The sequence below is a fragment of the Methanothrix sp. genome (assembly GCF_016706325.1).
GTDB lineage: Archaea > Halobacteriota > Methanosarcinia > Methanotrichales > Methanotrichaceae > Methanothrix.
Map to the genome: position 1 here is coordinate 77,821 of NZ_JADJJX010000002.1, position 25,337 is coordinate 103,157.

The 25,337-nt window shown below is 53.0% G+C and carries 31 protein-coding genes and 1 pseudogene; 21 read left to right on the forward strand and 11 right to left on the reverse strand.

The genetic code is table 11. The features are described from left to right. Positions 1-9: 9 nt before the first annotated feature. Positions 10-1,602, reverse strand: coding sequence for a hypothetical protein (locus tag IPI63_RS09965; RefSeq protein WP_292478270.1), 1,593 nt, complete (start codon positions 1,600-1,602; stop codon positions 10-12). Between the two features lie 144 nt (positions 1,603-1,746). Between IPI63_RS09965 and IPI63_RS09970 the strand changes: the two genes are divergently transcribed. From IPI63_RS09970 to IPI63_RS09980, 3 genes are read left to right on the forward strand one after another with little or no spacing between them, the layout of a single operon-like run. After that, on the forward strand, positions 1,747-2,235 hold the full coding sequence (locus IPI63_RS09970; protein ID WP_292478271.1) for a DUF2240 family protein: 489 nt from the start codon (positions 1,747-1,749) through the stop codon (positions 2,233-2,235). 9 nt (positions 2,236-2,244) lie between these two features. After that, positions 2,245-2,376: a hypothetical protein gene (locus IPI63_RS09975; protein ID WP_292478272.1), complete on the forward strand. Its 132-nt coding sequence runs from the start codon at positions 2,245-2,247 to the stop codon at positions 2,374-2,376. Further along, a complete protein-coding gene (locus IPI63_RS09980; RefSeq protein WP_214065102.1) occupies positions 2,354-2,662 on the forward strand; it encodes a hypothetical protein in 309 nt (102 codons plus the stop codon). Before IPI63_RS09975 ends, IPI63_RS09980 begins: the two co-directional genes overlap by 23 nt. Positions 2,663-2,665: 3 nt before the next feature. On the opposite strand, the gene IPI63_RS09985 is transcribed toward IPI63_RS09980, so the two are convergent. Beyond that, the gene (locus tag IPI63_RS09985; protein ID WP_292478273.1) at positions 2,666-2,815 is read right to left on the reverse strand and encodes a hypothetical protein; all 150 of its coding nucleotides are present in this window, start codon (positions 2,813-2,815) and stop codon (positions 2,666-2,668) included. 118 nt (positions 2,816-2,933) lie between these two features. On the opposite strand from IPI63_RS09985, the gene IPI63_RS09990 reads away from it, so the two are divergent. The 4 genes and pseudogenes from IPI63_RS09990 (at position 2,934) to IPI63_RS10005 (ending at position 7,426) form a co-directional block, all read left to right on the forward strand. Then, positions 2,934-4,307, forward strand: a complete 1,374-nt coding sequence (locus IPI63_RS09990) for a radical SAM protein (RefSeq protein ID WP_214065100.1) — start codon at positions 2,934-2,936, stop codon at positions 4,305-4,307. Next, positions 4,304-5,764, forward strand: a complete 1,461-nt coding sequence (locus tag IPI63_RS09995; RefSeq protein WP_292478274.1) for a B12-binding domain-containing radical SAM protein — start codon at positions 4,304-4,306, stop codon at positions 5,762-5,764. Before IPI63_RS09990 ends, IPI63_RS09995 begins: the two co-directional genes overlap by 4 nt. An 85-nt stretch (positions 5,765-5,849) precedes the next feature. Beyond that, positions 5,850-6,566: an alanyl-tRNA editing protein gene (locus tag IPI63_RS10000; RefSeq protein WP_292478275.1), complete on the forward strand. Its 717-nt coding sequence runs from the start codon at positions 5,850-5,852 to the stop codon at positions 6,564-6,566. A 366-nt stretch (positions 6,567-6,932) separates the two neighbouring features. Continuing rightward, positions 6,933-7,426 (forward strand): annotated as a pseudogene (locus tag IPI63_RS10005) (DUF99 family protein). A gap of 319 nt (positions 7,427-7,745) precedes the next feature. On the opposite strand, the gene IPI63_RS10010 reads toward IPI63_RS10005, so the two are convergent. From IPI63_RS10010 to IPI63_RS10020, 3 genes are all read right to left on the reverse strand, one after another. Further along, positions 7,746-8,027, reverse strand: coding sequence for a hypothetical protein (locus IPI63_RS10010; RefSeq protein WP_292478276.1), 282 nt, complete (start codon positions 8,025-8,027; stop codon positions 7,746-7,748). A gap of 56 nt (positions 8,028-8,083) precedes the next feature. Continuing rightward, positions 8,084-8,698, reverse strand: a complete 615-nt coding sequence (locus tag IPI63_RS10015) for a DUF2953 domain-containing protein (protein ID WP_214065093.1) — start codon at positions 8,696-8,698, stop codon at positions 8,084-8,086. 228 nt (positions 8,699-8,926) lie between these two features. Continuing rightward, entirely contained in the window at positions 8,927-9,427 is a 501-nt protein-coding gene (locus IPI63_RS10020) for a GerW family sporulation protein (protein WP_292478277.1), read from the reverse strand. 458 nt (positions 9,428-9,885) lie between these two features. On the opposite strand from IPI63_RS10020, the gene IPI63_RS10025 reads away from it, so the two are divergent. From IPI63_RS10025 to rimI, 7 genes are all read left to right on the forward strand, one after another. Then, positions 9,886-10,881, forward strand: coding sequence for a hypothetical protein (locus tag IPI63_RS10025; protein WP_292478278.1), 996 nt, complete (start codon positions 9,886-9,888; stop codon positions 10,879-10,881). Positions 10,882-11,688: 807 nt separating this feature from the next. After that, positions 11,689-12,048: a hypothetical protein gene (locus IPI63_RS10030; protein ID WP_292478279.1), complete on the forward strand. Its 360-nt coding sequence runs from the start codon at positions 11,689-11,691 to the stop codon at positions 12,046-12,048. After that, positions 12,045-12,869, forward strand: coding sequence for a hypothetical protein (locus IPI63_RS10035; protein ID WP_292478280.1), 825 nt, complete (start codon positions 12,045-12,047; stop codon positions 12,867-12,869). Before IPI63_RS10030 ends, IPI63_RS10035 begins: the two co-directional genes overlap by 4 nt. A gap of 278 nt (positions 12,870-13,147) precedes the next feature. Then, the gene (locus IPI63_RS10040) at positions 13,148-14,104 is read left to right on the forward strand and encodes a MoxR family ATPase (protein ID WP_292478281.1); all 957 of its coding nucleotides are present in this window, start codon (positions 13,148-13,150) and stop codon (positions 14,102-14,104) included. Positions 14,105-14,122: 18 nt separating this feature from the next. After that, positions 14,123-14,980, forward strand: a complete 858-nt coding sequence (locus tag IPI63_RS10045; protein ID WP_292478283.1) for a DUF58 domain-containing protein — start codon at positions 14,123-14,125, stop codon at positions 14,978-14,980. A gap of 36 nt (positions 14,981-15,016) precedes the next feature. Next, positions 15,017-16,243 carry a nickel-dependent lactate racemase gene (gene larA / locus IPI63_RS10050; RefSeq protein ID WP_292478284.1) on the forward strand — a complete coding sequence of 409 codons (1,227 nt, stop codon included), beginning with the start codon at positions 15,017-15,019 and terminating at the stop codon, positions 16,241-16,243. 115 nt (positions 16,244-16,358) lie between these two features. Next, positions 16,359-16,862, forward strand: coding sequence for a ribosomal protein S18-alanine N-acetyltransferase (rimI, locus tag IPI63_RS10055; protein WP_292478285.1), 504 nt, complete (start codon positions 16,359-16,361; stop codon positions 16,860-16,862). Positions 16,863-16,897: 35 nt separating this feature from the next. On the opposite strand, the gene IPI63_RS10060 is transcribed toward rimI, so the two are convergent. The 5 genes from IPI63_RS10060 to IPI63_RS10080 are packed head-to-tail and all read right to left on the reverse strand — an operon-like array spanning position 16,898 to position 20,261. Beyond that, the gene (locus tag IPI63_RS10060; protein WP_292478286.1) at positions 16,898-17,026 is read right to left on the reverse strand and encodes a hypothetical protein; all 129 of its coding nucleotides are present in this window, start codon (positions 17,024-17,026) and stop codon (positions 16,898-16,900) included. Continuing rightward, positions 17,011-17,568, reverse strand: coding sequence for a DNA repair and recombination protein RadB (radB, locus tag IPI63_RS10065; RefSeq protein ID WP_292478287.1), 558 nt, complete (start codon positions 17,566-17,568; stop codon positions 17,011-17,013). Before radB ends, IPI63_RS10060 begins: the two co-directional genes overlap by 16 nt. Before the next feature lie 15 nt (positions 17,569-17,583). Next, positions 17,584-18,177 (reverse strand): DUF447 domain-containing protein, encoded by a 594-nt coding sequence (locus IPI63_RS10070; protein WP_292478288.1) that lies wholly within the window; start codon positions 18,175-18,177, stop codon positions 17,584-17,586. 2 nt (positions 18,178-18,179) lie between these two features. Further along, on the reverse strand, positions 18,180-19,190 hold the full coding sequence (locus tag IPI63_RS10075) for a triphosphoribosyl-dephospho-CoA synthase (protein ID WP_292478289.1): 1,011 nt from the start codon (positions 19,188-19,190) through the stop codon (positions 18,180-18,182). Between the two features lie 6 nt (positions 19,191-19,196). Continuing rightward, the gene (locus IPI63_RS10080) at positions 19,197-20,261 is read right to left on the reverse strand and encodes a methanogenesis marker 9 domain-containing protein (RefSeq protein WP_292478290.1); all 1,065 of its coding nucleotides are present in this window, start codon (positions 20,259-20,261) and stop codon (positions 19,197-19,199) included. A gap of 187 nt (positions 20,262-20,448) precedes the next feature. On the opposite strand from IPI63_RS10080, the gene IPI63_RS10085 reads away from it, so the two are divergent. Both IPI63_RS10085 and IPI63_RS10090 read left to right on the forward strand, forming a co-directional pair. Further along, positions 20,449-20,898 (forward strand): hypothetical protein, encoded by a 450-nt coding sequence (locus IPI63_RS10085; protein ID WP_292478291.1) that lies wholly within the window; start codon positions 20,449-20,451, stop codon positions 20,896-20,898. Positions 20,899-20,981: 83 nt separating this feature from the next. Next, on the forward strand, positions 20,982-21,452 hold the full coding sequence (locus IPI63_RS10090; protein WP_292478292.1) for a small multi-drug export protein: 471 nt from the start codon (positions 20,982-20,984) through the stop codon (positions 21,450-21,452). A 69-nt stretch (positions 21,453-21,521) separates the two neighbouring features. Here IPI63_RS10090 and IPI63_RS10095 read toward each other — a convergent pair whose 3' ends face one another. Then, positions 21,522-21,881: an MTH1187 family thiamine-binding protein gene (locus tag IPI63_RS10095; RefSeq protein WP_292478293.1), complete on the reverse strand. Its 360-nt coding sequence runs from the start codon at positions 21,879-21,881 to the stop codon at positions 21,522-21,524. Positions 21,882-22,001: 120 nt separating this feature from the next. Between IPI63_RS10095 and IPI63_RS10100 the strand changes: the two genes are divergently transcribed. From IPI63_RS10100 to IPI63_RS10120, 5 genes are all read left to right on the forward strand, one after another. After that, complete coding sequence (locus IPI63_RS10100; RefSeq protein ID WP_292478294.1) at positions 22,002-22,619, forward strand: hypothetical protein; 618 nt, start codon at positions 22,002-22,004, stop codon at positions 22,617-22,619. A 74-nt stretch (positions 22,620-22,693) separates the two neighbouring features. Next, the gene (locus tag IPI63_RS10105; RefSeq protein ID WP_292478295.1) at positions 22,694-23,119 is read left to right on the forward strand and encodes a secondary thiamine-phosphate synthase enzyme YjbQ; all 426 of its coding nucleotides are present in this window, start codon (positions 22,694-22,696) and stop codon (positions 23,117-23,119) included. 527 nt (positions 23,120-23,646) lie between these two features. Beyond that, positions 23,647-23,952, forward strand: coding sequence for a hypothetical protein (locus IPI63_RS10110; protein WP_214066234.1), 306 nt, complete (start codon positions 23,647-23,649; stop codon positions 23,950-23,952). 117 nt (positions 23,953-24,069) lie between these two features. Further along, positions 24,070-24,768: a sensor histidine kinase KdpD gene (locus IPI63_RS10115; RefSeq protein WP_292478641.1), complete on the forward strand. Its 699-nt coding sequence runs from the start codon at positions 24,070-24,072 to the stop codon at positions 24,766-24,768. Between the two features lie 275 nt (positions 24,769-25,043). Continuing rightward, positions 25,044-25,325 (forward strand): winged helix-turn-helix domain-containing protein, encoded by a 282-nt coding sequence (locus IPI63_RS10120; protein WP_214066232.1) that lies wholly within the window; start codon positions 25,044-25,046, stop codon positions 25,323-25,325. Positions 25,326-25,337 lie beyond the last annotated feature (12 nt).

Here is a 25,337-nt window from a genome sequence, read left to right on the forward strand (position 1 = left end):
AAAAAAATCTCAAGCGCTCACCTCCTCCAATTGGAGACCTGCCTCTTTGAGTGACTCGGTATAGTTCCCTTCCACTCTGCCCACGATCATCGCCCGGGAGAGGGAGGAATTGCGTGTGATCATCTCTTTTATGGCATCAAGGGAGGCGGGGGTGACGTTGCCCCTGCATACCACCAAGGGCAAGTCTCCGTCCATCGCTATTTTATAAGCCCGGAATATGTCCCCCTGTCTGGGGGTGGCCAGGACCACCTCTGCTGTTCCGTTCTCCCATATCTCTCTTATGAAGAGCCAGCACTCCTCATAGAGGCTTTCGCTATGTATGCGTTTGATTTCAGCATCTACTAGCTTGGTCTCGATATCATGAGATATCACAGACTCATTGCCCAGGATCACTATATCCTGGCACCCCTGCAGCCTATTTAAATAATCATCCGGGATCTCATCCGGGGGGTTCAGGAATACATCAAGGTTCCTGTTGCTGTAAGAGGCCAGAATGCCCAGTGTGCCATAGATGATATCCTCTCCTGTGAGCACCGCCTTTCCCTCTGCGGGGGAAGCAGTGATTGTGATGACCTCCTCGGGCATGGGGATGCCATGGGAGTCTGAGAGCTGGAAGGTGAGGGGATACTCTCCCGCTCTTGATGCCAGGAAGGTGATATTGGCTATCCCCGGGTTCTCGGGAGTGACCTTTACCGTCTGCGACTGAGGCATGACTATCAGCTCATCTGGAGAGGATGTCGTAACCCAGATGTTCTCTTTGACATCCAAGATCACCTTGAGGCTTCCCTTGTAGCTTTTGTTGGTGGCGATCTCGTCGGGAACATCGATCTGGGTATCGTAACCCCTCACCGCCAATCCAAACTCCACCTCTGCCTGAATGGAGGAGTTTATGGAATGGTTGCCCAGGGATGTGGCTGTGATGGTGACATTCTCTTTGGCCCCAGGCTTCTCTGTCTTTATCTGCAGCTTGATGGCGTGGGTGGCACCGGGGTCCAATGGAAGGTCATAGGGCATGGTGACGGCCTCATCATCATCCAGCAAGAATATGCTCCAGCCCTCGGGGAGGGCACCCGAATCGATCGAGGCTATATCCCTGAATGATCCCAGATTCTTAACTGCCAGATTGAACTGGGCTCTATCTTTGGCGCTGGCCCGAAGTGAGGCGGATTTTGCATCTTCTACCGTCATGGCAATGCCATAGCTCTCCTGAACAATGACATCGATATGAAAGTCTATGCGCAGAGGAAAGGAGGGCGGAGAGCTCTCCATCAGATATATAAATCCGGTATACGCCCCGGGCTTCGTCTCCGGGGGTATGCCGATATAGATTTTTATCTCTGCCTCATCTCCAGGGGAGAGGGGCTTGCCCTCTGGGACATCGATGAAGATAAAATCCCTGGCATCTCCAATCATCTCTGTCTTGGCGATCTTGAAGATGGCTGAATCTCCGGCGTTTATCACCTTGAGAGTCCTCTCTTCACCATCGCCGGGATGAAGAACTATGTCGAATCGATCCTTATCTGGTGTCAACTGAGCAGCGGCTGCGCCGGTCAGCAGGAACAGAATTATAAGCGGGTATATCAGCCTCATCTCACACCACATGTCATGTGCTGGATTTTTGCAAAGTAAATATATCTTCTCTTCTCGCTTTAAATCCTTTGCTTGGAGGATGACAAGAAGCATTGATGACCTCTCTGTCAGAGTGATCGATCTGGACAGACTGGTTTATATCTATTATGTGCAAGAATGCTCATTCGGTGTGTATCTTTGGAGCGTGAGAAGACGATCCTCGTGGCCACCCCTTTCAAGAAACGGGGCAAGAAGAGCCTGAAGGTCAGCGATTTCATCTTTGCATTATCCTTGGATCTGAAATGGGGGCCTCCGGAGAAGGTGCGCGCTCTTCTCAGAGAGGCCGAGGCAGAAGGGCTGGTCACGATGGATGGGGAGATGGTATCAGCGGCATTCGACCTGGAGTCGATGGAGGTTCCCCTGGGCTTTAAGCCCTCCACAGAGGAGGGAATACTGGATCAGGGAATAAGGCTCATCATCTCTCAGACGGGGATGAGCAGAAGGGAGGTCATCGCCCTGGCCAATGAAAAGCAGGATATGCTTGAGAAGCTGGTGGAGCTGGATGCAGTTGTCCTCCTGCTGGCGAGGGAGATGGGGATAGATGTTCATGATCTCGCAGCCAAGGCCTACGAGAATCTCCTTGCCCGCGCCCGAAAAAGCCCTTGAGAGCAGGGGATGGAGAGGCTGCAGGGGATGGAGAGGCTACAGGGGATGGAGAGGCTGCAGGGATCAAAGCTGACAGAGCAGACAACCAAGAATTCGCTAGACAGAAGAGGCTGGTTATATGGCAAGCATTACTCTTTATGAACTGCTTGGAATTCCCAAGGAACGGGCTGATGAGATTGCCCGGCAGGTTAGAGACTCCTTTGCCCAGTCGGGCACGCCGGGAGAGTGGATTGAGAGGCTGATAGAGGAGTTTGGGGTGGATAAAGATAAGGCTGAGATCTTTGCCTGTGGCTGGTTTGCCGGGAAGTATGCCGGGGTCTCAGAGATATTCAATGTGGTGCAAAAGGAGATAGATAGCCTGGAGAAGGATAAAGCAGAAAAAAGAGAGCTGAATAGCCGGCATCCCGGACAGAATGGGTATGCTTAGAGCTTAAGCCATCTGCATGTTGTCTTCATTGAACGCCGTTCCCTCTCCCACGCTGTTCCCTCTCCCACGCTGTTCCCTCTCCCACGCTGTTCCCTCTCCCACGCTGTTCCCTTTCCCATGCCGTTCCTTTTCCCACGCTGTTCCCTTTCCCATGCCATTCCCTCACCCACGCCAAGCCCCAATCTCTAATGGTCTATTAGAGCTCTTATGGCTTAACAAAAGCAATCAGTAATCGTAACCTTAATCTTGCATGGGGGCAGTCTCGGTGATTATGACTCCCCGAGTCCTCTTTACAACCTCATACCGAGATAGCCCTGAGCCATACGACTATATCGGAGCCAATGCCCGATCATGGTTCAGATTCTACTGGCCCCGGGTCCAATCATTCGGCCTGAGATTCCTCAAGCAGAACATTCCCCAGATTGAGATCATGGAGTTCCCCACCTGGGATCAGTACAATAAGAAGCTACAGGAGGGCTGGGATGTTGTCGGCCTCTCCTTTTACCTGAACGAGACCCATGAGGCCATAGAGATGGCAGATGCAGCCCATAAAGCGGGTGTGGGAGAGGTCTGGGCAGGAAACTACGGCGCTCTGACCACTGCTGTGCAGGACAGGTTTGATAAGGTATTTGTGGGATATGCAGAGCATCAGCTTGCTCCTTACTTCGGGCAGCAGATAAAAGATATAATCCATCCACCGCTTATCGAATACCTCAATACGCCCTTCAATATCAAGCTGAACATCTACGGGGTCCTTTTCACCACCAGAGGATGTCCGGTTGGCTGCAAGTTCTGCCAGACCCCGGTATTCTGCAATAAGCCCAATGTGATCTCTCTGGAGAGCATAGAGAGGGTCTTGGCCTACTACAAAGAGATGGGCATCAATGTGGTGATAATCGAGGATGAGAACTTCGGCTGCAATCGCCGCCATGCTGATGCAGTAGTGGAGCTATTCGATGAGTATCAGATCGTCTGGGGTTGTATGGCCCGGGCCGATTATCTGAGAAAGAAGATCGATGACTGGGCTGATGCCCGAAGGAGGAACGGCAAACAGATATCGGGATTTGCCGGGGCGGCGATCGGCATAGAGAACCTGCATCAAGAACGTTTGAACCAGATGAAGAAGAAGGAAGGGACTGAGGACATCCTGGAGACCATCAGGTTGCTTCAGTCCCGCGGCATGGGTTCGATCGGCTACTATATGATCGGCTTTGAGGAGGACACAAGAGAGTCGCTGAAGGTGGACATAAAGAGGCTGGCCGCCCTCAAGCTGGATATAACTCAGATCTGCGTGATAACCCCCCTGCCTCAGACCCCGATGTGGACGGAGATCGAGGAGAAGTACGGCATCTTCGATCACGATTACCATCATTACGACGGAAAACACCTGGTCTGGAACCACCCCCATATCAAGCCAGATGAGATGAGGGATATCCTGGACTGGTCGCTGCGGCAGGTCTATCCCTGGAAGACCCCCCTGCGAACATCGATGCGCGTCTGGCGGGGAGCCTATCAGTATGGCGGCTGGAGAGGGGTTAAGGAGGTTGCATCCTATATCTCCCGGGCAAATAAGTTCGATTGGGATCTGGGGCCCAGGTTCCTCCCCCTGCCGGGAGGCAAAGGATCATCTGGTGGTTCTGGATGAAGATCCTCCTTCTCTCCTCCCCCGTGGTCCAGCCCGACTTCGACCGCATCGCTCGCCTTCCCAATCTGGGGTTGGCCAGCCTGGCGGCGCATGTAAACGATCTGTGCACCGTCCATGTGGCAGATATCCATGGCCTGAGAGATCACCGGGAATATGTGAGAAGGCAGGTCCAGGGCTACGATCTGGTCGGCCTGACTGCCATGAGCTTTCAGTATCAGGAGGCTTTAGCACTGGCCAGGATTGTCAAGGATTCCGGCGCCAGGACTGTCTTTGGCGGCTATCATCCCACCCTGGCGGCAGAGGAGATCGGCAAGAGCGATGACCGCCAGCTGATCGACTTCATAGTGCGGGGCGAGGGTGAGGCCACCTTCCGGGAGCTGGTGGAATCTCAACTGGCGGGAAAGGGGCCAAATGATGTCCTGGGCCTCTCTTACCATGACCCGAGGGGCGGGGGCATGATTCATAACCCCGCCCGCCCTCTGCTGGATGTAGCGGATATCAGGATGCCTGACCGGGATGCCCGGCTCATCACCCGCGGTTTTCTCACCTTTGACGTGCCCATAGACTCTGTGGAGACCAGCAGGGGTTGCACTCAGGGCTGCAAGTTCTGCTCCATCAATCTCATGTATGGGCGGCATTTCCGCACCTTTCCCCTGGAGAGGGTGATCGAGGATATCAGGGACGCTGAAGAGCATGGTGCGGGCTCGATATTCTTTCCCGATGACAACATCACACTCCATCCAAAGAGGCTAGAGAGGCTCTGCCAGGCGATAATCGATGCAAACCTCACCCATCTGCGCTACAAGACCCAGGCCTCAGCTTCCGGCATCGCCTCCAGCAAGAGGCTGGTGGATAAGATGGGCGAAGCGGGATTTGATGGCGTCTTCCTGGGGGTGGAGAGCATCAATAAGAGGAACCTGGAGTTCTTGGGCAAGGGGCAGATGTCCAATGATGCTGAGATTGCAGTGCAGTACCTGCATGATAACAATATAATCGTCTCCACCGGGCTCATCGGCGGGAATCCAGATGATGATGAGGAGGATCTCTGGGAGAACTTCCATCTCGCCCGCAGGCTCAGGGTGGATTTTCCCATCTTCTATATCTCCACCCCTTATCCCAAGACCCAGATGAGGGCGGAGCTGGAGGAGATGGGGCTGGTGACCAGAAATGACTTCACCAAGTACGATGGCATGCATGCCAACCTGAGGACAAAGCATCTCACCGATGAGCAGGTGCAGTACATCACCTGGGAGATGAACGCCCGCTACTATGATCTGGAGTGGATCAGGTATAACAAGGTGAAAAGGATCTACCCAAAATGGTTTGCCGGAGAGATCAGAAGGCTGCTTCCCTTCTATGCCAGGAGAAAGCTGGAGCTGGCCATGGGGAAAAAGATGCCCCGGGATTTCTTCCAGGAGGACCTGGAGAGTGGAGAGCTGTGCAAGGGAGTGGTCTGAGAACAATTCAAATGGAAAATAAAAATAAAAAAATAGAAAATAAATAAGAGGTCAAGCTGATAAAAGGGGGGAAAAACTCAGGGCAATGAGACAGATCTACATTCAGGATAGCTACATAAGATCTTTTGAGACAAGGGTCGTTGATACAAAGGCCTTGGAAGCTGAGGGAGAGGGCGTCATTCTGCAGGAGACTGCATTCTATCCCCAGTCCGGTGGGCAGCCATCGGATGCAGGATACCTGTTTCGCAGTGGGGATGAGTTCAGGGTACTGAGGGTTGAGCCCTCTGGACCGCTTCACATTCTTGATCGGAGGGGGCTTGAGCCCGGTGACAGCATCTCAGGGATCATAGATTGGGATCGGCGATACCGGTTCATGCGCAGCCATACCGCCTGCCACATACTCAGTGCAGTGATATTCAAGGAGACTGGTGCCAGGATAACCGGAAACCAGATCGATCTGGCCAGATCCAGGGTGGACTTCAGCCTGGAGGCCTTCGACAAATCGAAAATAGCTGAATATGTCGAGCAAGCAAATAGCATCATCTCTGAGGATCGCGCCGTCAGGATCAGCCTTCTGCCAAGGTCAGAGGCCATGGAAATACCTGATCTGGTGCGGCTTGCCATGGACGTTCCGGACAGAGAGGTGATTAGGGTGATAGATATTGAAGGAGTGGATCAGCAGGCCTGCGGAGGAACTCACATTCGCAGAACGGGCGAGATCGGGGGGATAAAGCTTCTCAAGGCGGAGAACAAAGGCAAGTCCAACCGTCGGATCTACTTTGAGCTTGTGGATCGGCCTTAAGGTGGATCGGCCCTCAGAGAAATTGTGTATCATTTATCATCGAGAGGAGTGAAGAGAGTATGGAGGTCATACTGTATGTCACTTCATCTCAATAAGCCTGCTCTGCGGGCCCTGGGGATTGCGGAGAGCTTTCAGCGCCCCAGCACCTCCACTCTTTTCAGGCCATCCTTCGATCGATCACCCGCCAATCCGCCAACCGTCAATTCACCTGCTGACAATTCGCCTTCTGTCAATCCACCTGCTGTCAATTCGCCTTCTGTCAATTCACCTGCTGTCAATTCACCTGCTGTTAATTCACCTGCCGTCAATTCGCTTTCTGCTAATCAGTGCTCCGCAAATCCCCGCTCCATTCTGGCCGGGGTGGTCATGCGCGCAGACAGGAGGGTGGATGGCCTGGTCTATGCCCATGCGACTGTGGGAGGGGATGATGCCACAGAGGCAGTGCTTAACCTGTACCGCCGTCTTGAGCGCAGAGATATCAATGCCCTCCTCCTGGGCGGGGCGGTGATAAGCTGGTTTAACATCATCGATCTGGATGAGGTATTCGAGGAGATCAAGCGGCCTTTGGTCTGCCTGACCTATGAGGAATCAGCCGGCCTGGAAAAATATCTGCGCGAATATTTTCCTGGTTCCAAAGAAAAATTGAACGCTATCGATCCCTGGGCGGGAGGGAGAGGATGAGGCTCAAGACAGGGCATGAGATCTATGTGCGCGTCCATGGAGCAACAGTTGAGGAGGCGAGGATTCTCCTGAATAAGTTCACCCTGGATGGCAGGGTGCCGGAGCCTGTGAGGTTGGCCCGTATGGCAGCCCGGGCAGCGCGCAAGATTGAGGAGGGATTGGCATCCGGCAGCGAATAGTCGCCTGCTATCCAATGATATCAGCTATATATTGGCGATACCAGCGATATCAACTCAGATGGCTAGATGGCTTTCTGCTGGCAGGAGACCTTTCTGCCATCGGTTCTCCTGCCAGGGCGGCAAGGATAAGTCCCCACTCTCCTACCGCTCAATAGTCGATTCTCTCCGAAGTTAATAACTGTTTTTTTCATGTATATCTTATGTAGGTCTGATATAGGTCATCTATGATTAAGATCAGGGGATACACTGGCAGAAGGCATAAGATGCTCAATCGCCGATGTAAAATTCCCAGGAGGGTTGTCTGGCAGCGGGGTTGAGGCTACTGCTCTGTCGGCGGGCATTGGCCGATATCCTTCAGTGATGAAGCCAGCCTGTAGATCTCATCCACTGCCATTTGCTCTCCCTCAAGGGAGAATGCATACTCCCCTCCGGGCTCTATTATCAGCAATGCAATGGGGCGCGATCTGAATCCCAGCAGATCATCACCTGCTGCCATGACCAGGACCTCGATGATGGGATGGATGGCTCTATCTCCTGCCTGGATCTCTTTTCCTGCCAGGATGTGCTTCTCTATCCGGGGGAGCCGTCTATCCTTCACCATTCGGCTATCCTCCCAAAGCAGTCTTTTCCATTCCTATGCCCATCATACCCATCCTTTCATCTCTTCCTGCCAGTAAGCTCCTTTATCAACGTTCTCATCTCCCCATTCCGCAGGGCGGAGACGATGGCCACTGGAATATGGATCGGCCGGATTCTGGCCTGAGCCAGGAGCTCCCCCTCCAGCCTCTCCTCTTCAAAGAAGGGCAGGATGAGGATATCCCCGCCAAGACAATTGAGAAAGGCGGCCACCGCCCAGAGCCATCCGCTCAATACGGCCGTCCGGGCGGGATCATCCAGCCCGAACTCCAGGCGGCAGCGGATGCCCTTGAAGGCAAACGACCTCAATAGATGCTCGATGAGATCGACGAAGGCGGGCATGGCCGCCAGCAAAGATCTGAGCTGTCTTATGCTGAGGCCCCCCTCATCCTCCTCCTGCTGCCCGCCCCTCATGCCTTCCAAGGCCCGCTGGCCTTTATTCTGCTCTCTTTTCCCCTCCTGCCTATCCCCTCCTCTTCTCTCCCGAGCCGATGAGATGAGGTCAATGAACGATGGGGCTGAGCTTGCCCTCTCGAAGAGGCTGATGCCCAGCCACGAAATCCAGATTCTCCCCTGGACCAGCCTCTCCTGGCCCTTCAACTCACTGCCTGCAGATGTGCCCAGCCAGGATGCCATCAGCCTTCCCTCAATCTGCTCCCCGCTTTTGTATAAAAACATATTAATATTTAAAGGAATCATCAAAATAATCATCAAAATAATTATCAGCAGAATGATGAGAAGTAAGAGGATCAATATGGCTGATGTCAGAGGACTGTGATTCAATGGCGCAGCCAAAATATGAACGCCTGGTGGCATCCAGAAAACCTCGGGCGAGATCGATGGGAAAGGGCGTCATCGGCGAGGCTATTCGATGAGAATAGCAGTCTGCTGAGATGACCTCTTATCTCCTCTCTCCTTCTCCGTTCTCTCCTTCTTCGCTTTCTCCTTCTCTGCACTCTCTTTCTCTGCACTCTCTTTCTCTGCACTCTCTTTTTCTGATCCCTCCCGGGAGGCGGCAATCCTCTCCAGGATGGACTGGGCGGCTCCTGCTATGCTACCAAGATAGAGTCTATCTGAGCTGCGGCCAGAGAGAGGTATCACCTTGACCCCTTCCTCCCCGGGAATCTCCTTGAAGACCACTACAATGGCGACCGGCATCACTCCAGCCCCCCCACCGGCCTTCATCTTGCTGATCTCATTGCCCCTGGAATCCTTCCCCTGGCTGGCGCTGAATCCCATCCCCATCTTGGTGATGGGTATGATGATCTTGTCCCCCATCTCCATAGGCTCCCCAATGATATTCCTGGTGGAGAGCACCCCGAGAAGCTCATCCACTGTAGCCCTTATGGCATCGGTGCCGGTCATCTATATCTCCATTAATAAGATAGTATACATTATATTTACATCTTCTGCAGCATACGCAGTCCAAGAACATTTTATAAAATGTTAAACAGAACCAAACTTTATATAGAAAGAAGGCCCCAAAGTAAGGCAATCAAACTGCGCGCGGCCACTCCATCCTAAAGGGATGGGGTATGCTTCGGGCCGCGCGCCCTGGTTAGCCGGATTTCAGAAACATCTGAAGCTCCGGCTTCCTGGATGTGATAATCAGAATAATTGCGTATCTGCATTTGATTGCATGATGGCCCTGCTAATCGATCTCAATAAAACATGAAATCCGGGCGAGGGTTCACTTCATCCCCAACCCAAAGGATGGAGAATTCGTGACCCTTCGCGCTCTCGTATCATTAGATAGCAAGGTATTAGCACAAAAGTGGTATTTTCACTGGTCAATTTGTGGGAATTGGATTCAGTTTATGAGGTTGGTGGTTGAAATGAAAAACTTGGAAAGTACAGTAAGGAAGAATGGTGGTATTATGACTAAAACACTATATGCTTTTATATTAATAGTTGTTTTAATCGGACTGGCATCAGGCCAGCCTGTAGCTGAACCATCAGGGGACCAATTAACATCAGGCCAGCCTGTAGCTGAACCATCAGGGGACCAATTAACATCAGGCCAGCCTGTAGCTGAACCATCAAGGGACCAATTAATAATGATGGCCATTTTTGTGCTTTTATTATTAATATTTGCAGCTGCTCCAATCATATTAAACATGTATTGGGCGTATCGACATCTATCAAGAGCTCAGAATATATTGAATGATCTTGTGAAAAACCAAAAAGAGAATAAAATAGAAAATAGTTTATTGATACAAATCGTTAGAGATTGCATTGATGCAGAACCTAGTGGTATTATTGGTGTCGGCAGATCTACTATGGCCTTGACTCTTACTGTTATTGTAGGAATATCTATAATTTATCTACTTGTATATAACATATCAGCAGAGGGTCCGATAAAAGACCTGCTGCTAACTGTTATTGGAGCAATATCTTCTATCATCGGATTCTACTTCGGAGGAAGAGCTCTCCAGGAAAGCCCAAGTTACCCATCTACTACATCATCTGGCGTAGCTCCAACTGAAGTTAACATAAAGCCTTATGTAACAGATCTAGCTCCTGATAAGCTCTCTCCACAGGTAGCAGGGACGACCATAAATTGGATAGCAACGGCTATAGATCCTGATGGGGATCAGATATTCTACAAGTTTCTCCTCAAAGGTCCATCCACTAATAATCAGTTAGTGGCTAAAACACAGGGCTGGATCAAAGAAGGTACATGGGACTGGGTCACAACCCCGGGAGATATAGGGTTAAACCTCATTGAGGTTCGGGTAAGGGATGGAAAGCACGCAGATGAAGAAGGGTACGATAGCCGTATGATAGTGTCTTACCAGGTGATTGCAGAGTCGCAATGATTGATATAGAAGGGGAATTGGCGAGCATATTGCCAGCTGTGGAGGTTTAGGTAGTAACTTAGATCATCTGACAATAACTCATACGTCTTCGGTTAAGGATTCTGTACTTTCCAAGTTTCTCCTAATTTTTTATTACAACGGGAGTGCAGAGGGTCACGAATACCCCGACCTTCAGGTCGGAGATGAAGTGAAACCTCGCCTCTTCTTTTCTGCTATCTAATTCAATAAACTGTTCCTTCTTTTAAAATGAGGCCTTTAAGCACCTTAGCAACAGGTGGTGCCAGCCACCTATGGCTAGGATGTGATAAGCTTGGAGTTGCGCAGTTTTAGCCATAGCTATGGTTAGATAACCTACCACATCGTACTGGTGCCTAAGTACTGATACAGAATATTCTACGATAGGCAAGTTAAAAAGGATTGCATACGTCATCGGTTAAGGATTTTTTGATACTATATTATTATTTCATTTTGCACTTTGCTATTGAGCCAAAAACTCGAATTTGTTGAAATCAGTACTCTGTGGGCTTGAACCTTTTCTGCAAAAATTGATCTCAAAAAGCTCGGAAGCCTAATTCTATGCATGCTGGTCTTAACCGATGACGCATGCATTATATTTACATCTTCTGCAGCATACGCAGTCCAAGAAGACTTTATAAAATGTTAAACAGCACCAAACTTTATATAGAAAGAAGGCCCCCAAGCAGGGCAATAATAATGATGGTCCAGGCTTCCCGCATGCCTCTATTGGGCTTTGGCCAGAGGAGACTGTGGGGTTTTGCTGATTGGAGCTGATGTTCAATGAGACATATGGCATTATTGGTAGTATTAGCGGTATTGGTGGTGCCACTATTGCTGCTGGCCTCTCCGCTCACTCTGGCCTCTGATGCCGCCAGGATGACCCTCCCCAGCGGCATGAGCAACCCTCTGACCATAAGATACCCGGAACTGGCACAGGCTCCCTCACCCCCTCTGATCGTCGAAGGCCTCAGGGCCACCTATGAGATCGTGGCCGGGTCTCCGGATGTGGTCGCCGGAAAGGGAGATGTGGCATATTCCAAAGGCGAGTATGGGGCAGGACTGGTACAGATCGACATTCTCGCCCTGGAGGATGGCCAGGCTGCCACCCGGACGGTCTCATTTGCTCCTGATGCCATTACAGGGGAATGAAGAAGATCAACATCTACGGCTCAGTAAATGCAGCCGGCTGCGGGGATTTCTGGTGTAATCCCAGCCTCCTGGCTGCCATACCAAATAGAGCGGGGGAGGATCTGACTGTGGACCGGGGCAAATACGATCTGAATGGTCAGGAGTATGATGTGATCCGGTTCTATTACCGGTCCCAGGGCATCAGCCTGGGGATGATCTACGATCTGGAGACGGGAATACTCCTCCACCACACCGCCGACTATACCTCAAACCTGCCCACAGAAGAGGGTGGAATGGTCACCAGAGGCCAGAATGCCATAATGAGACTGAGGAATCTGCGCCAGGTGAACATCCCCTGGAATGATGGCCGCGTTCCATCCTGGGCCAGAGGGGGAAGTTCTCTTCACTTCCAGGGTACGCACTCATTCTGGCTGCCCCAGCTGCCAGATGTGGCTCCCACAGTCTCTCCCATCAGTGTGCGGGTTGACATACAGGAGGCACATGAGCGATTTATAGAGGGCAGGCAGCAGACCTACACCCAGGAGGCCGTTCAACCGGCCTATGTGCCTATGGTGTCGAGCATCTCCCAGCTCATGGGCTTTTGGGTGCCCAAGGAGGCGATGTCACTGAGGCCAGCGATTATAGATAGCGATCCTGACACGGGAATGGTCGTGAGCATCCTGGAGAGCAGCCCGGATGGACTGATCATGCAGGAGACCAACAACATCAATTACAAGTTCATAGCGGCATATGATGCCAGCGGCAGGGTGGTTCAGACGGTCATCGAGAGCTATGCAGGGACAGCCACCGGCCAGAGGGATGAGCTGCAACTGGTAGAATGATCCCTTTCGATCCCAATCGGGACAGGATGGTGACGGATCGATATGACGGATCGATATGATGGATCGATATGACAGATCGATATGATGGATCGATATGATAGTGCCCCGTATGCTCCTGCGGGGGCACTATCCCTCTGCTCTCTGTGAGGCTATCTCCCTTTGGCGAAATCAGCATTATTCGGGTTCATGAGGCTCCAACATTTTTAAGACCGCAACAGAGTGGCTGGAAAAGATATAATTAGATCGAAAACTCCTCAGAAGATGATAAGGAGAGAATAATGTCTGAGGATCTCAGAATAGTCTACAGCCGAGCTCCGGAGATTTTCCAGAGGCTCAAAAGAGAGATCGATAAGGTGATCGTGGGGCAGGATAGGGCCATAGAGCAGCTCCTGGTAGCGATAATTGCTGGCGGGCATGCCCTTTTGGAGAGCAATCCCGGCCTGGCCAAGACACTGCTGGTGAAGACCACCGCCTCCTGCATGGGCCTGGACTTCAGCAGAATTCAGTGCACTCCAGACCTCATGCCTGCAGATATCACCGGCACCACCATCATCGATGAGATCGGAGGGGGAAAGAGGTTCCGTTTCGAGCCGGGGCCGGTCTTCTCCAATATCGTCCTGGCGGATGAGATCAATCGCGCCTCCCCCAAGACTCAGAGCGCTCTTTTGGAGGCCATGCAGGAAAAGCAGGTGACAGTGGGCAATAAAACCTATCCTCTGGACAGGCCCTTCTTCATCTTAGCCACCCAGAATCCAATCGAGATGGAAGGCACCTTTCCACTGCCTGAGGCCCAGCTCGACAGGTTCCTGCTCAAGATCTTCATGGAGTATCCCACAACGGAAGAGGAGCTGGAGATACTGGAGAGATATACCATCCGGGCAGAGCCGGCGGTCTTTTTTCAGGTGAGCAAGGCAGAGGTCATCGCCCTCCAGCAGCTCTGTCGCGATATACCGATTGCTGATGATCTGAAAAGGGCGGTGGTCAATTTAGTCCTGGCCACTCGCAACTGGGAAGGGGTCCAGTATGGCGCCAGCCCCCGCGCCTCCATCGGCCTCATCCTCTCCGCCAAGGCCAGGGCATTCTTGCAGGGGAGGAACTATGTCTCCAGGGAGGATCTGCATGTGATGGCCTATCCAGTCCTCAGGCACAGGATAATCCTGGGATTCGAGGCGGAGAGAAAGGGGCTCACCCGCGATCAGGTGGTCGGTGACATCCTGAAAAGCCTATCGCTATGATACCAATCTGGATGCATTATGGATACTGATTTCTTCAAGGAGCTGGAGAGGTTCTCCCTGCTCGTCCGCAAGCGCGTCTCCACCGCCTACAGTGGGGGAAGAAAGTCGATGCGCTTCGGCCACGGCATCAGCCCGGTGGGCTACCGGGAGTACCGCAAGGGGGACGACTTCAAGCTGGTGGATTGGAAGGTCTATGGGAGGACGGAGAAGCTCTTCATCCGGGAGCACGAGGAGGAGAGAAGCCTTGTGGTTCATATCCTGCTCGACAGCAGCGGCAGCATGGGCTATGGGGGAAAGTTCGCCTACGCCTCCCGTCTGGCAGCGGGCTTTGCTTATCTGGCCACCACGGAGAATGAGAAGTACACCATATCCCGTTTCTGCCACCGCTTCTACCCCGGGGAGCCCAAACGGGGGAGGAGAAATCTGATCTCATCCATAGCCATGCTGGATGATACTCTGCCCCGGGGGAGGACCAATCTCCTGCACATCGCAGAGCTCTTCGCCTCCCAGATCAAGACCACCAGCATGGTGGTGATGATATCCGATCTCCTTGATGATACAGAGGATGTCATCTCCAGCATCTATCGGCTCGCCAGACATGATCTGGTGGTCATTCAGGTCCTAGCTCCGGATGAGGCACAGCTGGGGTTCGGCGGGGATGTGAAGTTTGTGGACCTTGAATCCGGCAACTCCCTTGTCACCCGGGTTACAGAAGGAGAGCGCTCGGAGTACCTGAGGAGGTTGAATGATCACAACCAGGCCATCAGAGCGACATGCGACAGAGTCGGAGCGAACTACTTTCTCTTCCAGACAGACCGGCCGATCTTCGATGCCTTCTCTGAGATGCTCACCAGAACAGTGATCTGGAAGACATAGGCCATATGAAGACCAATAAGAATGGACTGCCATACCATGAAATCAGATAATAACACCATTAAGCTCGATTATGGACAGGGCTGCCTGGAGCTTTTGGCAGGGGAGGAGGTGGAGGTAGTTCTTCCCCGGGAGCTTCCGCCTGCCGGGCCAGAGGAGGTCGGAAGATCTTTAGAGCAGGCAGTGGGAAGGAGGCTGGAGGATTTTGCCGGGGCAAGGTCGGCCTCTATCCTGGTGAGCGATATCACCCGCCCCGCTCCCAGCCATCTCATGCTTCCTCCTCTGGTCAGAAGGATGAGGGAGCTGAACATCACAGATCTCTCTGTGGTCTTTGCCCTGGGAACCCACAGAAGGATGAGCCCGGCCGAGGAGGAGTATCTCCTCAGGGAGTTCATCCGCCTGCCTCACTCCCAGCACGATCCCAAGGCCTGTATCTCCCTGGGATTTACCGAACGGGGAACTCCAGTGGAGATCCTGGAATCAGTCGCTTCCTCTGATCTGATTGTGGCCACGGGAAATATCGAGTATCACTATTATGCCGGCTACAGCGGCGGGGCAAAGGCCCTCCTCCCTGGGGTGAGCTCAGAGCCCTCTGTGGTCAGAAATCATGAGCTGATGAGGGATCCGGCGGCGACCACTGGGAACCTGAAAAGCCCCGTCCGCCAGGATATGGAGGAGGCTGCTCGCATCGCTGACCTGGACTTCATTCTGAACACTGTCTTAAACAGCAGAAAAGAGATAGTCCTATCCACAGCCGGCGACTACATAAGGGCGCATAGAATAGGGGCGGCGGCGGTGGACAGGATGTACCGCTGCCCGGTGGAGCGGGCGGATATTGTGGTCAGTTGTGCTGGAGGCCGGCCTAAGGATATCAACCTCTTCCAGGCCCAAAAGGCCCTGGACAATGCCAAGAATGCTGCTCTGCCCGGCGGCAGCATCATCCTCCTTGCGGAGTGCAGCGAGGGGCTGGGCCATCCGGTATTCGAACGCTGGGCCTGTGAGGCCTCCTCTGCTGAGCAGTGCTGGGAGAGGTTCGGCATAGAGTATGAGTTTGGAGGGCACAAGGCCGCCTTCCTGGCCAAAGAGTCCCTGGAGCACCATCTGATCCTGGTCTCATCCATGCCCAGGGATAAGGTAGAGATGTGCTTCATGAACCCGGCGAGGACTTTGGAAGAGGCTCTATCCCAGGCCTGGAAGAGGCAGGGCAGGGATGCGAGGATGCTGGTGATGCCCTACGGGAATCTGACCCTGGCGGTGGGTAAATAGAATAAGTGAACCGGGAAGCATCGATCCAGCTTCATACTGCAGGGTGGGCGGGCGATCTCTTGGAAGATGATCCCGCCGGATAAACTATTTCCGTTGAAAGGATTTTGGCGAATATATGATGCGGCCTGAGGAGCAGATCGAAAAGCAGCTTATGGATGACAGCAGTGGAGCAATCCTCAAGGATGCTGTGATCATCAGAAGATTGAGAGCTAGCGATCTGCAGGCAGCTTTGGAGATCGATCGGGAGGTCTCGGGGGGGTACAATCCCGATGTGTTCACTGCTTTCTACGAGTATCATCCCGCAACCACCTTTGCGGCGGAGGTGAACGGAGAGCTGGCAGGATTCGTCCTGGGATTCAAGCATGCCCCCTTCGAAGGCCGGGTCTTCTGGCTGGCAATAAGAACCAGATACCAGGGCCAGGGAATAGGCATGAGGCTCATGCTTGCTCTCCTCAAGTCCTTCCGCAAATTGGGAGCACTGAGGGCCACCCTGGAGGTAAGGGTGAGCAATCGGAGGGCTCAGTCGCTCTACACCAACCTGGGATTCCAGACCACAGCCGTCTGGCCCTCCTACTACTCCGATGGGGAGGCGGCCTTCATCATGAAAGCCCGGCTTTAGCCCTCGGTTGCAGTCGCACCTTCTGCTCTCTTTTATTACTCCAGGCCCCGGGAGGTGAGACGGAACTGGGCTGTTCTATTCTCCGGAAGTGAGCGGTGCTTCATCAGCCTGGCCCGGCGCAGGCCCTCGCCCGCCTTCTCCAGCAAGACTATAGCCTTGCACATGTGCTCGAGGTACGTGCCCCCAGCGGCCGGAGGGTGTTGCTCTCAATATCGGTGTAGACCTGATTGGTTATGACCACAGGTATGCTGTGCCTCCGGGCGATCTCCTGCAGCTCAGAGAGCTGGACGGTCAGGGCGCGGCGGGCAGGCCTGCTGTCCTCTGCCTCCAATAACATGCGGTATAGCGATGTCGCCGAATCAAGGACGACCAGCCCTACATCCCGGCTGACGATCTTGGACGCCTCTCTGATGGCCATCGCCTGCTGCTCAAGGCTCATGGGCTCAAAGATTATGATCTTCTTCGCCATCTCTGCCGCGCCCGGTCCGGCAATCTGTTTGAACCTCTCTGCAGAGAAGCCCTCTGTATCGATGAAGATCACCTTGAGGCCCCTGGTCACTGCAGCTACTGCGAGCTGCAGGACGATGTTGCTCTTCCCCGAGCCAGACTCGCCATAAAGCTCTGTGATTATGCCCGACTCGAATCCTCCGCCCAAAAGGAGGTCCAGGCTCTGACAGCCCACGGGAAGGCGCTCAAGCATGTTCATAGATATCGAAATTGCTCATCTCCTGTGGGCGAAGCTGTCTATCCGATCCATCAGCCTCTCCATCGCCTCTCTCTCTCTGGGGTTGCCGCAGCGGTCTATAATTCTCTGGGTCTTCAGCAGCTCCTCGAAGTAAGAATCAGTGCGAAGGGACATGTACCTGGTGGCGGCTACTGCTGCCTCTATCACCAGATTGGCTCCCCGGTTGACTGCCCGGAAATCCTTTCTCAATAGCTCTCCTTTCACGGGCTCGATATCGGTGATTATGATGTCCGAGGCAAAGGGATTGCACTTGAATAGCAGCCAGGCCTCAGTATCCTTCAAGATCGGCAGGCCATCGCAATGGGTGAAGTACTCCTGAGGCAGGTCCTCCAGGGCCGTCTCCGCGAAGATCCAGGCATCATGGGTGACATTGGCCACAAACCATTTCCTGGTGAGGATATTCTCATAGGTATGAGTGCCTAAAAATAGGCGAATGTACAGGCTGTCCTCACTCCTGATGATGCCTAAAGGAGCAGCATTGACTCTGCCATTCCTCTCTGTGGTAGCAATTACCTCGTTTATGCCCTCCAGTATTCCCAACTCATCCAAAGCCTCTCTGCCATAGAACATGATCAAAACCGCAATCTCCTCAGAAGGGAGATAAATAAAGATGCCGCAATCAGATCTGCCGTGGAGCCGGGATTCATGTCCTCCTCCAGCAGATATCTGTCCATCTGCCTGGCCTTATCCAGGCTGGGATCAAGCAATGCCTCAGCCGCGAGCTGTGAGACCTGCAAAGACCTCTCCTGGCCGAACTTGGCAGAGATGAGGCTGTCAGGCACCTGAGCCAGTGCCTCAAGGAAGGCCCTGACAACGCCATCATTGAGGCCGTATGATGATACCAGCTCCTGCAGCCTTCCAGCGAGCTGGAATGATCGTTTGTAGTCAGTGGCCCATTCGCGAGCGACGATATCATGATCCGCCGAGAGCATCATCAGATCGAGGAGCGATCGGCGAGCTTCCATCAGCCGCTCTTTCCACTGCGGATCCTTCAGGCAGAACTCATCCACGGATACCACCCTCGCCCCGGCCAGGCCGAATGCCCGGTAGAAGTCCACTGCATCCTGGATGGTGGTGCTTCTCAGCACCCTGGCCAGCTCCTCCTCCAGCCTTTCAAAGAGCCGGTCAGGGCTGGCCTTCTCTTCATCCTCTCCCACTGCCTGCCATTCGCCGTGGCTGCAGTCATGGGGGCGGCCAGCACGATCTCTTGCCTGGCCGGCTGCCAGGGCGAGAGGCATCATGAGCACCAGCGAGCCGAAGTGGGTGTTGCTTCTCAGACCCCATTCCCCCCAGGCCTGCACCCCTTCCAGTATGAGCGAGCCGGGGCTCCCCTCCGCCCGGGCCGCCTTCCTGAAGATGGGATAGGCTGAGATTGCACTGGTGAGGAAGTGATGAAAGCTGATATCGGAAAAATCATGGCAGCGGTCGACATTTCCCGGCTTGGGGCTGGAGGAGAGCTCGAAGAGCATGGCCAGAACTGCACACTGGGCGATCCAGTCAGAGATCCGGTCGGATACCCCTCCGGCACTCCGTTCTGATAGCTGTTCTGCCTCCCGATGCGATCTGCTGCCGGGCCGGTTCATGCTCGATCAGTGGATCTTGGGCAGGATCTTCTCTGCCAGCTTCTTTTTCAGTTCCATGTACTCCCTTTCAGAGAGATCCGCCCTGGCCAATGCCTCATCTCGCAGGTAGCAGGGCTTGCCGATCTTGCAGCACCAGACAAGGCTGCCAAAGCAGGTGCCTTCTCCCTTCTCCAGGGGAGTGCCCCTGGCAGCAGCGATCTTCCGATTAACATACTCCTCTGGAGTTAGGCCTGCTCTCTTCAGGGCCCCGAAGACGGCACAGCTCTTCACCGGGGGACAGCAGAAGGCCAGGCCGCGCAGGTCTCCGCCGGCACAGATGTGCTTGGGAGCATTGCACCAGCCGCTCAGGGAATCATATTCTGTCATCGCCCCCGCGAGCCACTGGACAAAATCGAGATCCGCACCTCTAAGGGATACCACATCTGCTCCCATGGCCAGAAGGGTTCTGGCATCCTCAAAATCTCCCACATCCGCCAGGGCCATTATGGCCGGACCGCGAGCATCCGCTGCCTTCTTGACCAGCTTGGGGCTGACCCCATCCAGGCCTCGCAGGTCGAGGTGGATCATGTCCAGATCGCTCTCATTGAGCTTCTGCAGCAATGTATTGGATAGATCCTCAGGCCTGATCCTGAGGGAGAGTGTGACTCCGGAGCGCTTCAGGAGAGGTATCAGCTCCAGCAGCCTGATGGGGTCGCGAATGCTTGACATCTTCAGCTCAAGCAGACAGAGATTCTGAGCAGCGATTCTCGCTGCCTCCAGGAGGGGGCCGTCCTCTGAGCAGGTCGCACAGAGGCCGAGGGAGGCAGGACGGGGCAGCTCCCTTTCCCCGGACCCTTCTTCTTTAGCCCCTTGCCCATCATATATATTCGGGAGGCTCGGCCTTCCCTCCCTCCACACCAGAAGCTTCTGCTTCACATCATTCAGGCGGGACTTGATCTGTGAAAGGGAGACGAGATCGAGGTCAAAGCCGTCCAGCAATATCAAACCGGCTGAGCTGTCGGTCTCCGGACGGCTTTGGGGAGATACAACGGCAATGGGATTATCAATATGTAGATATCCAATTTCAACCATCAACAAAGCAGTAATGGCGCATATGATATCAGTCTTTCGCCTCCTGGCCTATGCTCTCAGTATTATGCTCCCGTGTATGGTTCCGGTCTATTCTCTCGGTCTATGCTCCTGGTCTATGCTCCCGGTCTATTCTCTCGGTCTATGCCACCTTTATATTGGAGAAAATCCAATCACTCTCTGTGATACAATGGTGAGCTTCAAAGTAGATGCTGATGCAAGGGCTATTGTTCAAGGATCTGAGGACCTGGAGAAGCACCCTATAGTGGCCAAGGTCAAGGGCTCTGGAAAAGATGGAGCTTTGAGCGTCCAAGTGGGAGGGGATGGCTCCAACCCCATATCTGCCCGAATATCAGGGGACTCCCAAAAGCCCATAGCCCTCGAGCCCATCAAGCTGGCTCCTATCACTGTGGTCCCAGATCTCAAGGAGGCCGCCCAGACAGTGGACTTCGGATCCATTGTCGATGCACTCACCCGGCTATCCCAGGGAGTGAAGGTGAACATCGGCAATCCAGACGCGCCCCTCAGCATAGCACTGGGAAAGATCCCCGTGGACCTGAACATCTCCGTCTCCTCCCCCAACCAGGAGACCGTCTTCAAGGTGGAGATCAAAGGATTTATAGGAGAGCAGGAGCCATAAACCGGCAATATGAGCCCCGAGCAGGGAGAAGAGGTCTTTGATGCCGCCTTTTCTGGCATCATTTGCGCATTTGGAAGGTCCAGGTGGTTTTTATAGTCCCCTCATGGCTGACCATTCTCATGGCGGCTGCTCTTCCCGTCTCTGAGGTCCGGGGGGCCATACCTTTGGCCATAGGATATTATGGATATTCATGGGATCAGGCCTTTATCATATCAGTCCTGGGAAATCTCCTGCCTGTGGTTCCTCTGCTCTTATTCCTGGGTCCGGTCTCCGATTACCTTAGCCGTTATTCCCTGGGTGATAAATTCTTCACCTGGCTGTTTGCCCGCACCCGCAGCAGGTACATCCAGAAGCATGAGAGCTTCGGATTGATCGCACTGACATTATTCGTGGCCGTGCCCTTTCCATTGACCGGGGCCTGGACCGGCTGTGCCATAGCCTTTCTCCTTGGTTTCAGGTTCCTGCCGGCTTTGGGCGCTGTAGCGACAGGAGTCTTGATCGCGGCAGGCATTGTGACCGCCACAGTGATGGGCGTAAAAATCCTGATTTTTTGAAAGCAGTAACCACCTGATAGGGATCAATGTGGCCGGCCTGTTTTCTTTTCCACCCTAGCCATATGATCTCTATTGCTCTTCAAGATTGGAAAGGCAAGCCCCGTCAATAACGCCATCAGTGCATGCAGAATCGCCTGTCTGTGGCTGTAGCCTGGACAGCTTTGACTCGATGGTGGTCTCCCTGTCCAGCCGCATATCTATTTTTATGGAGGTGATTATCCTTCTGACCCCCATCTGAGCGAGCAGGTGATTGGCCTTCTCCATCAGATCGAAGAGCTCTCTGAGGCTGCTGACCTCCAGAGATGTGGACATGGCCCCGGGGATGAACTTTATCTCCTCCTCTTCCAAAAGCGCGTGCACTGCTCTTATGCAGTCTCCGGCACTGGTTCCCGATCCCATGGGGAGAAGGGAGAATTCAGCGACTATCATGGTAATGGACTGCTCAGCGCAAGTATAGAAATCTGCTGGGCTATCCAATTCTTCGACATTTTGCCAAACCAAAATCGTCATATAGTAATAACAAAATCAGAGGGCTGAGGTTCGATCGCTATGAGATCTCATAAGCTACTCCCTGGAATGATTCTTGTCATCGTTTTACTGCTGCAGGCACCTGCCGGAGCCGGCGACCCTCTCGATCCCAGCCAGATGGGAGAGTCCATGTCCATGCCCCTCTCCCCAGAGCTCATTCAGGCAGCAGTGAGAGCTGGAGTTATAACTGATTCGAATTTGCTGGAGAGGCCTGACCGCCAGCAACCATCCTTTTCCGCCGGGCCCAGAGCTGAAGCCGATGCTGTCAATTCTATAGATAAAGTGAATGTGACTGGGATCTGGTCGCTGGATCTGGGCGGGGAGCCTGGTGAGCAGATGAGGCTGGATCTGGTCCAGATCGGCGGGATTATCATGGGCCAGGGAGCGTTGATCAGAGGGGGTGAGAGCGAGAATGCCACTGTAAGCGGCTCGCTATCAGGCGACAGGTTGAGCCTGGTTGTGATGCCCGTGGGGGTGCTGAGACTCTATCAGTTGAATCTATCCCTGTCCACCCTCTCTGCAGGCACTTATACCGCCTATATGGCAGACGGCAGCAGCCGGTCGGGCAAGGCAACTTTCTCCGTCTCCTCGAACATCTTTATGGAGAAGGGCCCGGACAGCTCCTTTCCCTCCATCTAGCAACCGCCAGCATCCTCCCGATCCCAGTTATCGAGGGGAAGGATTATCGCCTGTGATTGAGATCCCATTGCCCGGTGAAGGATGAAGTGATCGAGACCAGATATGTAGAATTTGAGAGCGATAGCGGAGAGGTAGTTGATATAACCGGCGAGGTGCAAAAGAGCCTGGAGAGCACCTCTTTGGAGTCGGGGGTGGTGGTGATCTTCGTTCCCGGGGCGACGGGAGCAGTGAGCACCATCGAGTACGAGGAGGGTCTGGTGGCTGACCTGGGGGATGCCCTGCAGAGGATCGCCCCGCAGGAGATCGATTATGCCCATAACCTGCGCTGGCACGATGGCAACGGCCACTCCCATATCCGGGCCTCTCTGATCGGTCCCAGCCTGGTTGTACCCTTCTCTGCCCAAAGATTGATGCTTGGCACCTGGCAGCAGATAGTTTTCCTGGAGCTAGATAACCGCAGCCGCCACAGAAAGCTTGTGCTGCAGATGATGGGAGAGTAGGCAAAGAGCTGATTTTGAGAGAGAAGGAAGAGAGCTGATTTCGGACTGAATTCAGCTCAAAATCCGCCCAGAGGATCAAGGTCAGTGCCCATCTTCGTAGCCGACACTCAGAATCCTCTGGTCATGCCTCTTCTCCTCCTCCGGCCACGATCCCGGCTTCTCAATGCCATTGGGGTTTTTCCCAATATCTAAAGCAGCAGACCTAAGGAATGATGGATTCAAGTTGTGCTGGATCTAGGCGCACTATATCCAAGGTGTAGCAGAAAACTCTTGAAGGGCGGGTAATGGAGGGAGGGGAAAGTCGTTATAAAATGGAGTGTAGGAGGGAATGGAACGACTTTCACCATACTCTATATAGTCAACCACTGAGATATATAGTTTTCGATATAAGAGCTATGGTTCATGCTTTGTGCCAATATCCTCGATATGTGTCATAAAAAGCTTATACAAAGATTTACGATATATCTTAACGAAAATTTAAACTTTAAAAAATTTAATCATCGCTTCCAGATTGGAGGGATGAGGCTATGGGATCGAATGAAGAGTTGAAGGGCAAAAAAGAGTATGTTAAGATACCCACCTCTGAAATCAAAGCTTCGGAGATGGATGTAGAAGGAAATGGAGATAGACAGGAGCATATCGATTACGGTCAGAGAATCGATTACGGCCAGAGAATCGATTACGTTCAGAGGGATACATTCACATTGAAGTATGAAGTCAACGATAAGGGCATAGGCCAGCTACTGCTGCCCCCAAGCTTATCTCTGCTGCTTCAATCTGATCGAGTATCGATATCGCCTTCTGCTGGCGGTCTGTTCATCCGGTCGATTTGACATCGAGAGGCCTCTGAGAGGGGCAAGGTGCGATCCATGAGGCTGGAAGGAGAATCGCGTGAGAATGAACATGCCGTTGGTGTCAATGCCCCGGAGAGCTCTTGGCCCCTATTCGCAATGGGCCGTGAGATCTGCAACCCCATGAACTCGATTATAAGCATGACCTCCATTCTCCTTCGGGATGAGACTCTGACATCCGATCAAAGGGAGTTCGTGGAGAGCATAAAAGTCAGCAGCGATGCACTCATGAGGGTGCTCAACGACATCATCGATCTCTCCAAGCTGGAGAGCGAGAAGTTGACATTGAATATACATCCTTTTAGCCTTCGAAGCCTGGTAGAGGAGACCCTCAGCTCGATCTCCATCGATGCGGCCAGAAAGGGTTTGGTCCTCTCGCATCGCTTCAATGGGGCTGTCCCGGACGACATTCTCCAGGATAAGATGAGGCTTGAACAGGTAATCTTCAATCTGCTGGACAGTGCAGTGAAATGCACAGATTCAGGGGAGATACGGCTCAATATCTCCTGCCAGGGGGGGCAAGGCGATCTGGAGATCCATTTTTCCATCCTGGATACTGGTCTGGACTTGTCCCGTGAGGGCGCTGAAGATCTCTTCAATCCCCTCATCGAGAAGGACTCTCTCTGCTCTTACAGGTTTGGCCGTTCCGGCCTGGGATTGGCTATCTGCAAAGGGCTGGTGGAGCTGATGGAGGGCAGAATCTGGGTCGAGTATGCAGAGGGCACCGGCTCGGCATTCCATTTCACCATTAAGGCTAATCCTCGGGCTGAGGTTCGGAAATTATGCGGGGAGAATTGAGCACCACGCCCTGAATATCCTTTCAACCTGGCGGGCGGCACCACTGCGCTCTTGCTGCCTGGTCGTCCAAATAATGATGTAATAGAGATATTCTCGTCCCGGCAATGGGATGGATCAGCATAATGAGGTAGAGTGGACCTATAGCATGGATGCTGATTAAGAATCTCTGCTACGAAACATATTCCCAGCTGATTCAGTCTATTGTTTTTTCCTTAATGTACATAATCGTCTATAATACTGAATAGGATCGATCAGTATCAAAAAGGAGGAAGATCATGAAAAGAAATAGAAATGAGATCATATCCGAGATCCTCAGAGTCTGCATGAAAGGGGCAAGCAAGACCAGGGTGGTGTATCAGGCTAATCTCAATTTCAGAACAGTTAATCCTTATTTAGAGCTTCTGATGAAGAACGATCTGATTGTTGCCAGCAACCAGGGACCTCGTGTCGTCTATGAGACAACAGAAAAGGGAACGGACCTGATGAAGACCATAGAGCAGGTGCACAGCACTCTGATTGAATATCAGGAGCCAGTTCCCTCCTCAACCTCGGCCTGATTCCAATTCAGC

What these genes read in the sequence shown, in the direction of transcription:
- IPI63_RS10040 (WP_292478281.1), top strand. Translation starts at nt 13,148, where the DNA reads ATGTCTGAGGATCTCAGAATAGTCTACAGCCGAGCTCCGGAGATTTTC.
- IPI63_RS10010 (WP_292478276.1), bottom strand. Translation starts at nt 8,027, where the DNA reads ATGGTGAAGGATAGACGGCTCCCCCGGATAGAGAAGCACATCCTGGCA.
- IPI63_RS09985 (WP_292478273.1), bottom strand. Translation starts at nt 2,815, where the DNA reads ATGGGAAAGGGAACAGCGTGGGAAAAGGAACGGCATGGGAAAGGGAAC.
- IPI63_RS10095 (WP_292478293.1), bottom strand. Translation starts at nt 21,881, where the DNA reads ATGATAGTCGCTGAATTCTCCCTTCTCCCCATGGGATCGGGAACCAGT.
- IPI63_RS10020 (WP_292478277.1), bottom strand. Translation starts at nt 9,427, where the DNA reads ATGACCGGCACCGATGCCATAAGGGCTACAGTGGATGAGCTTCTCGGG.
- IPI63_RS09990 (WP_214065100.1), top strand. Translation starts at nt 2,934, where the DNA reads ATGACTCCCCGAGTCCTCTTTACAACCTCATACCGAGATAGCCCTGAG.
- rimI (WP_292478285.1), top strand. Translation starts at nt 16,359, where the DNA reads ATGATGCGGCCTGAGGAGCAGATCGAAAAGCAGCTTATGGATGACAGC.
- IPI63_RS10070 (WP_292478288.1), bottom strand. Translation starts at nt 18,177, where the DNA reads ATGTTCTATGGCAGAGAGGCTTTGGATGAGTTGGGAATACTGGAGGGC.
- IPI63_RS10100 (WP_292478294.1), top strand. Translation starts at nt 22,002, where the DNA reads ATGAGATCTCATAAGCTACTCCCTGGAATGATTCTTGTCATCGTTTTA.
- IPI63_RS10045 (WP_292478283.1), top strand. Translation starts at nt 14,123, where the DNA reads ATGGATACTGATTTCTTCAAGGAGCTGGAGAGGTTCTCCCTGCTCGTC.
- IPI63_RS10000 (WP_292478275.1), top strand. Translation starts at nt 5,850, where the DNA reads ATGAGACAGATCTACATTCAGGATAGCTACATAAGATCTTTTGAGACA.
- IPI63_RS10075 (WP_292478289.1), bottom strand. Translation starts at nt 19,190, where the DNA reads ATGAACCGGCCCGGCAGCAGATCGCATCGGGAGGCAGAACAGCTATCA.
- larA (WP_292478284.1), top strand. Translation starts at nt 15,017, where the DNA reads ATGAAATCAGATAATAACACCATTAAGCTCGATTATGGACAGGGCTGC.
- IPI63_RS09980 (WP_214065102.1), top strand. Translation starts at nt 2,354, where the DNA reads ATGGCAAGCATTACTCTTTATGAACTGCTTGGAATTCCCAAGGAACGG.
- IPI63_RS10015 (WP_214065093.1), bottom strand. Translation starts at nt 8,698, where the DNA reads ATGGCATCCTGGCTGGGCACATCTGCAGGCAGTGAGTTGAAGGGCCAG.
- IPI63_RS09965 (WP_292478270.1), bottom strand. Translation starts at nt 1,602, where the DNA reads ATGTGGTGTGAGATGAGGCTGATATACCCGCTTATAATTCTGTTCCTG.
- radB (WP_292478287.1), bottom strand. Translation starts at nt 17,568, where the DNA reads ATGAACATGCTTGAGCGCCTTCCCGTGGGCTGTCAGAGCCTGGACCTC.
- IPI63_RS10035 (WP_292478280.1), top strand. Translation starts at nt 12,045, where the DNA reads ATGAAGAAGATCAACATCTACGGCTCAGTAAATGCAGCCGGCTGCGGG.
- IPI63_RS10110 (WP_214066234.1), top strand. Translation starts at nt 23,647, where the DNA reads ATGGGATCGAATGAAGAGTTGAAGGGCAAAAAAGAGTATGTTAAGATA.
- IPI63_RS10030 (WP_292478279.1), top strand. Translation starts at nt 11,689, where the DNA reads ATGGCATTATTGGTAGTATTAGCGGTATTGGTGGTGCCACTATTGCTG.
- IPI63_RS09970 (WP_292478271.1), top strand. Translation starts at nt 1,747, where the DNA reads ATGCTCATTCGGTGTGTATCTTTGGAGCGTGAGAAGACGATCCTCGTG.
- IPI63_RS10085 (WP_292478291.1), top strand. Translation starts at nt 20,449, where the DNA reads ATGGTGAGCTTCAAAGTAGATGCTGATGCAAGGGCTATTGTTCAAGGA.
- IPI63_RS09995 (WP_292478274.1), top strand. Translation starts at nt 4,304, where the DNA reads ATGAAGATCCTCCTTCTCTCCTCCCCCGTGGTCCAGCCCGACTTCGAC.
- IPI63_RS10080 (WP_292478290.1), bottom strand. Translation starts at nt 20,261, where the DNA reads ATGGTTGAAATTGGATATCTACATATTGATAATCCCATTGCCGTTGTA.
- IPI63_RS10115 (WP_292478641.1), top strand. Translation starts at nt 24,070, where the DNA reads ATGGGCCGTGAGATCTGCAACCCCATGAACTCGATTATAAGCATGACC.
- IPI63_RS10120 (WP_214066232.1), top strand. Translation starts at nt 25,044, where the DNA reads ATGAAAAGAAATAGAAATGAGATCATATCCGAGATCCTCAGAGTCTGC.
- IPI63_RS10060 (WP_292478286.1), bottom strand. Translation starts at nt 17,026, where the DNA reads ATGTGCAAGGCTATAGTCTTGCTGGAGAAGGCGGGCGAGGGCCTGCGC.
- IPI63_RS09975 (WP_292478272.1), top strand. Translation starts at nt 2,245, where the DNA reads ATGGAGAGGCTGCAGGGGATGGAGAGGCTACAGGGGATGGAGAGGCTG.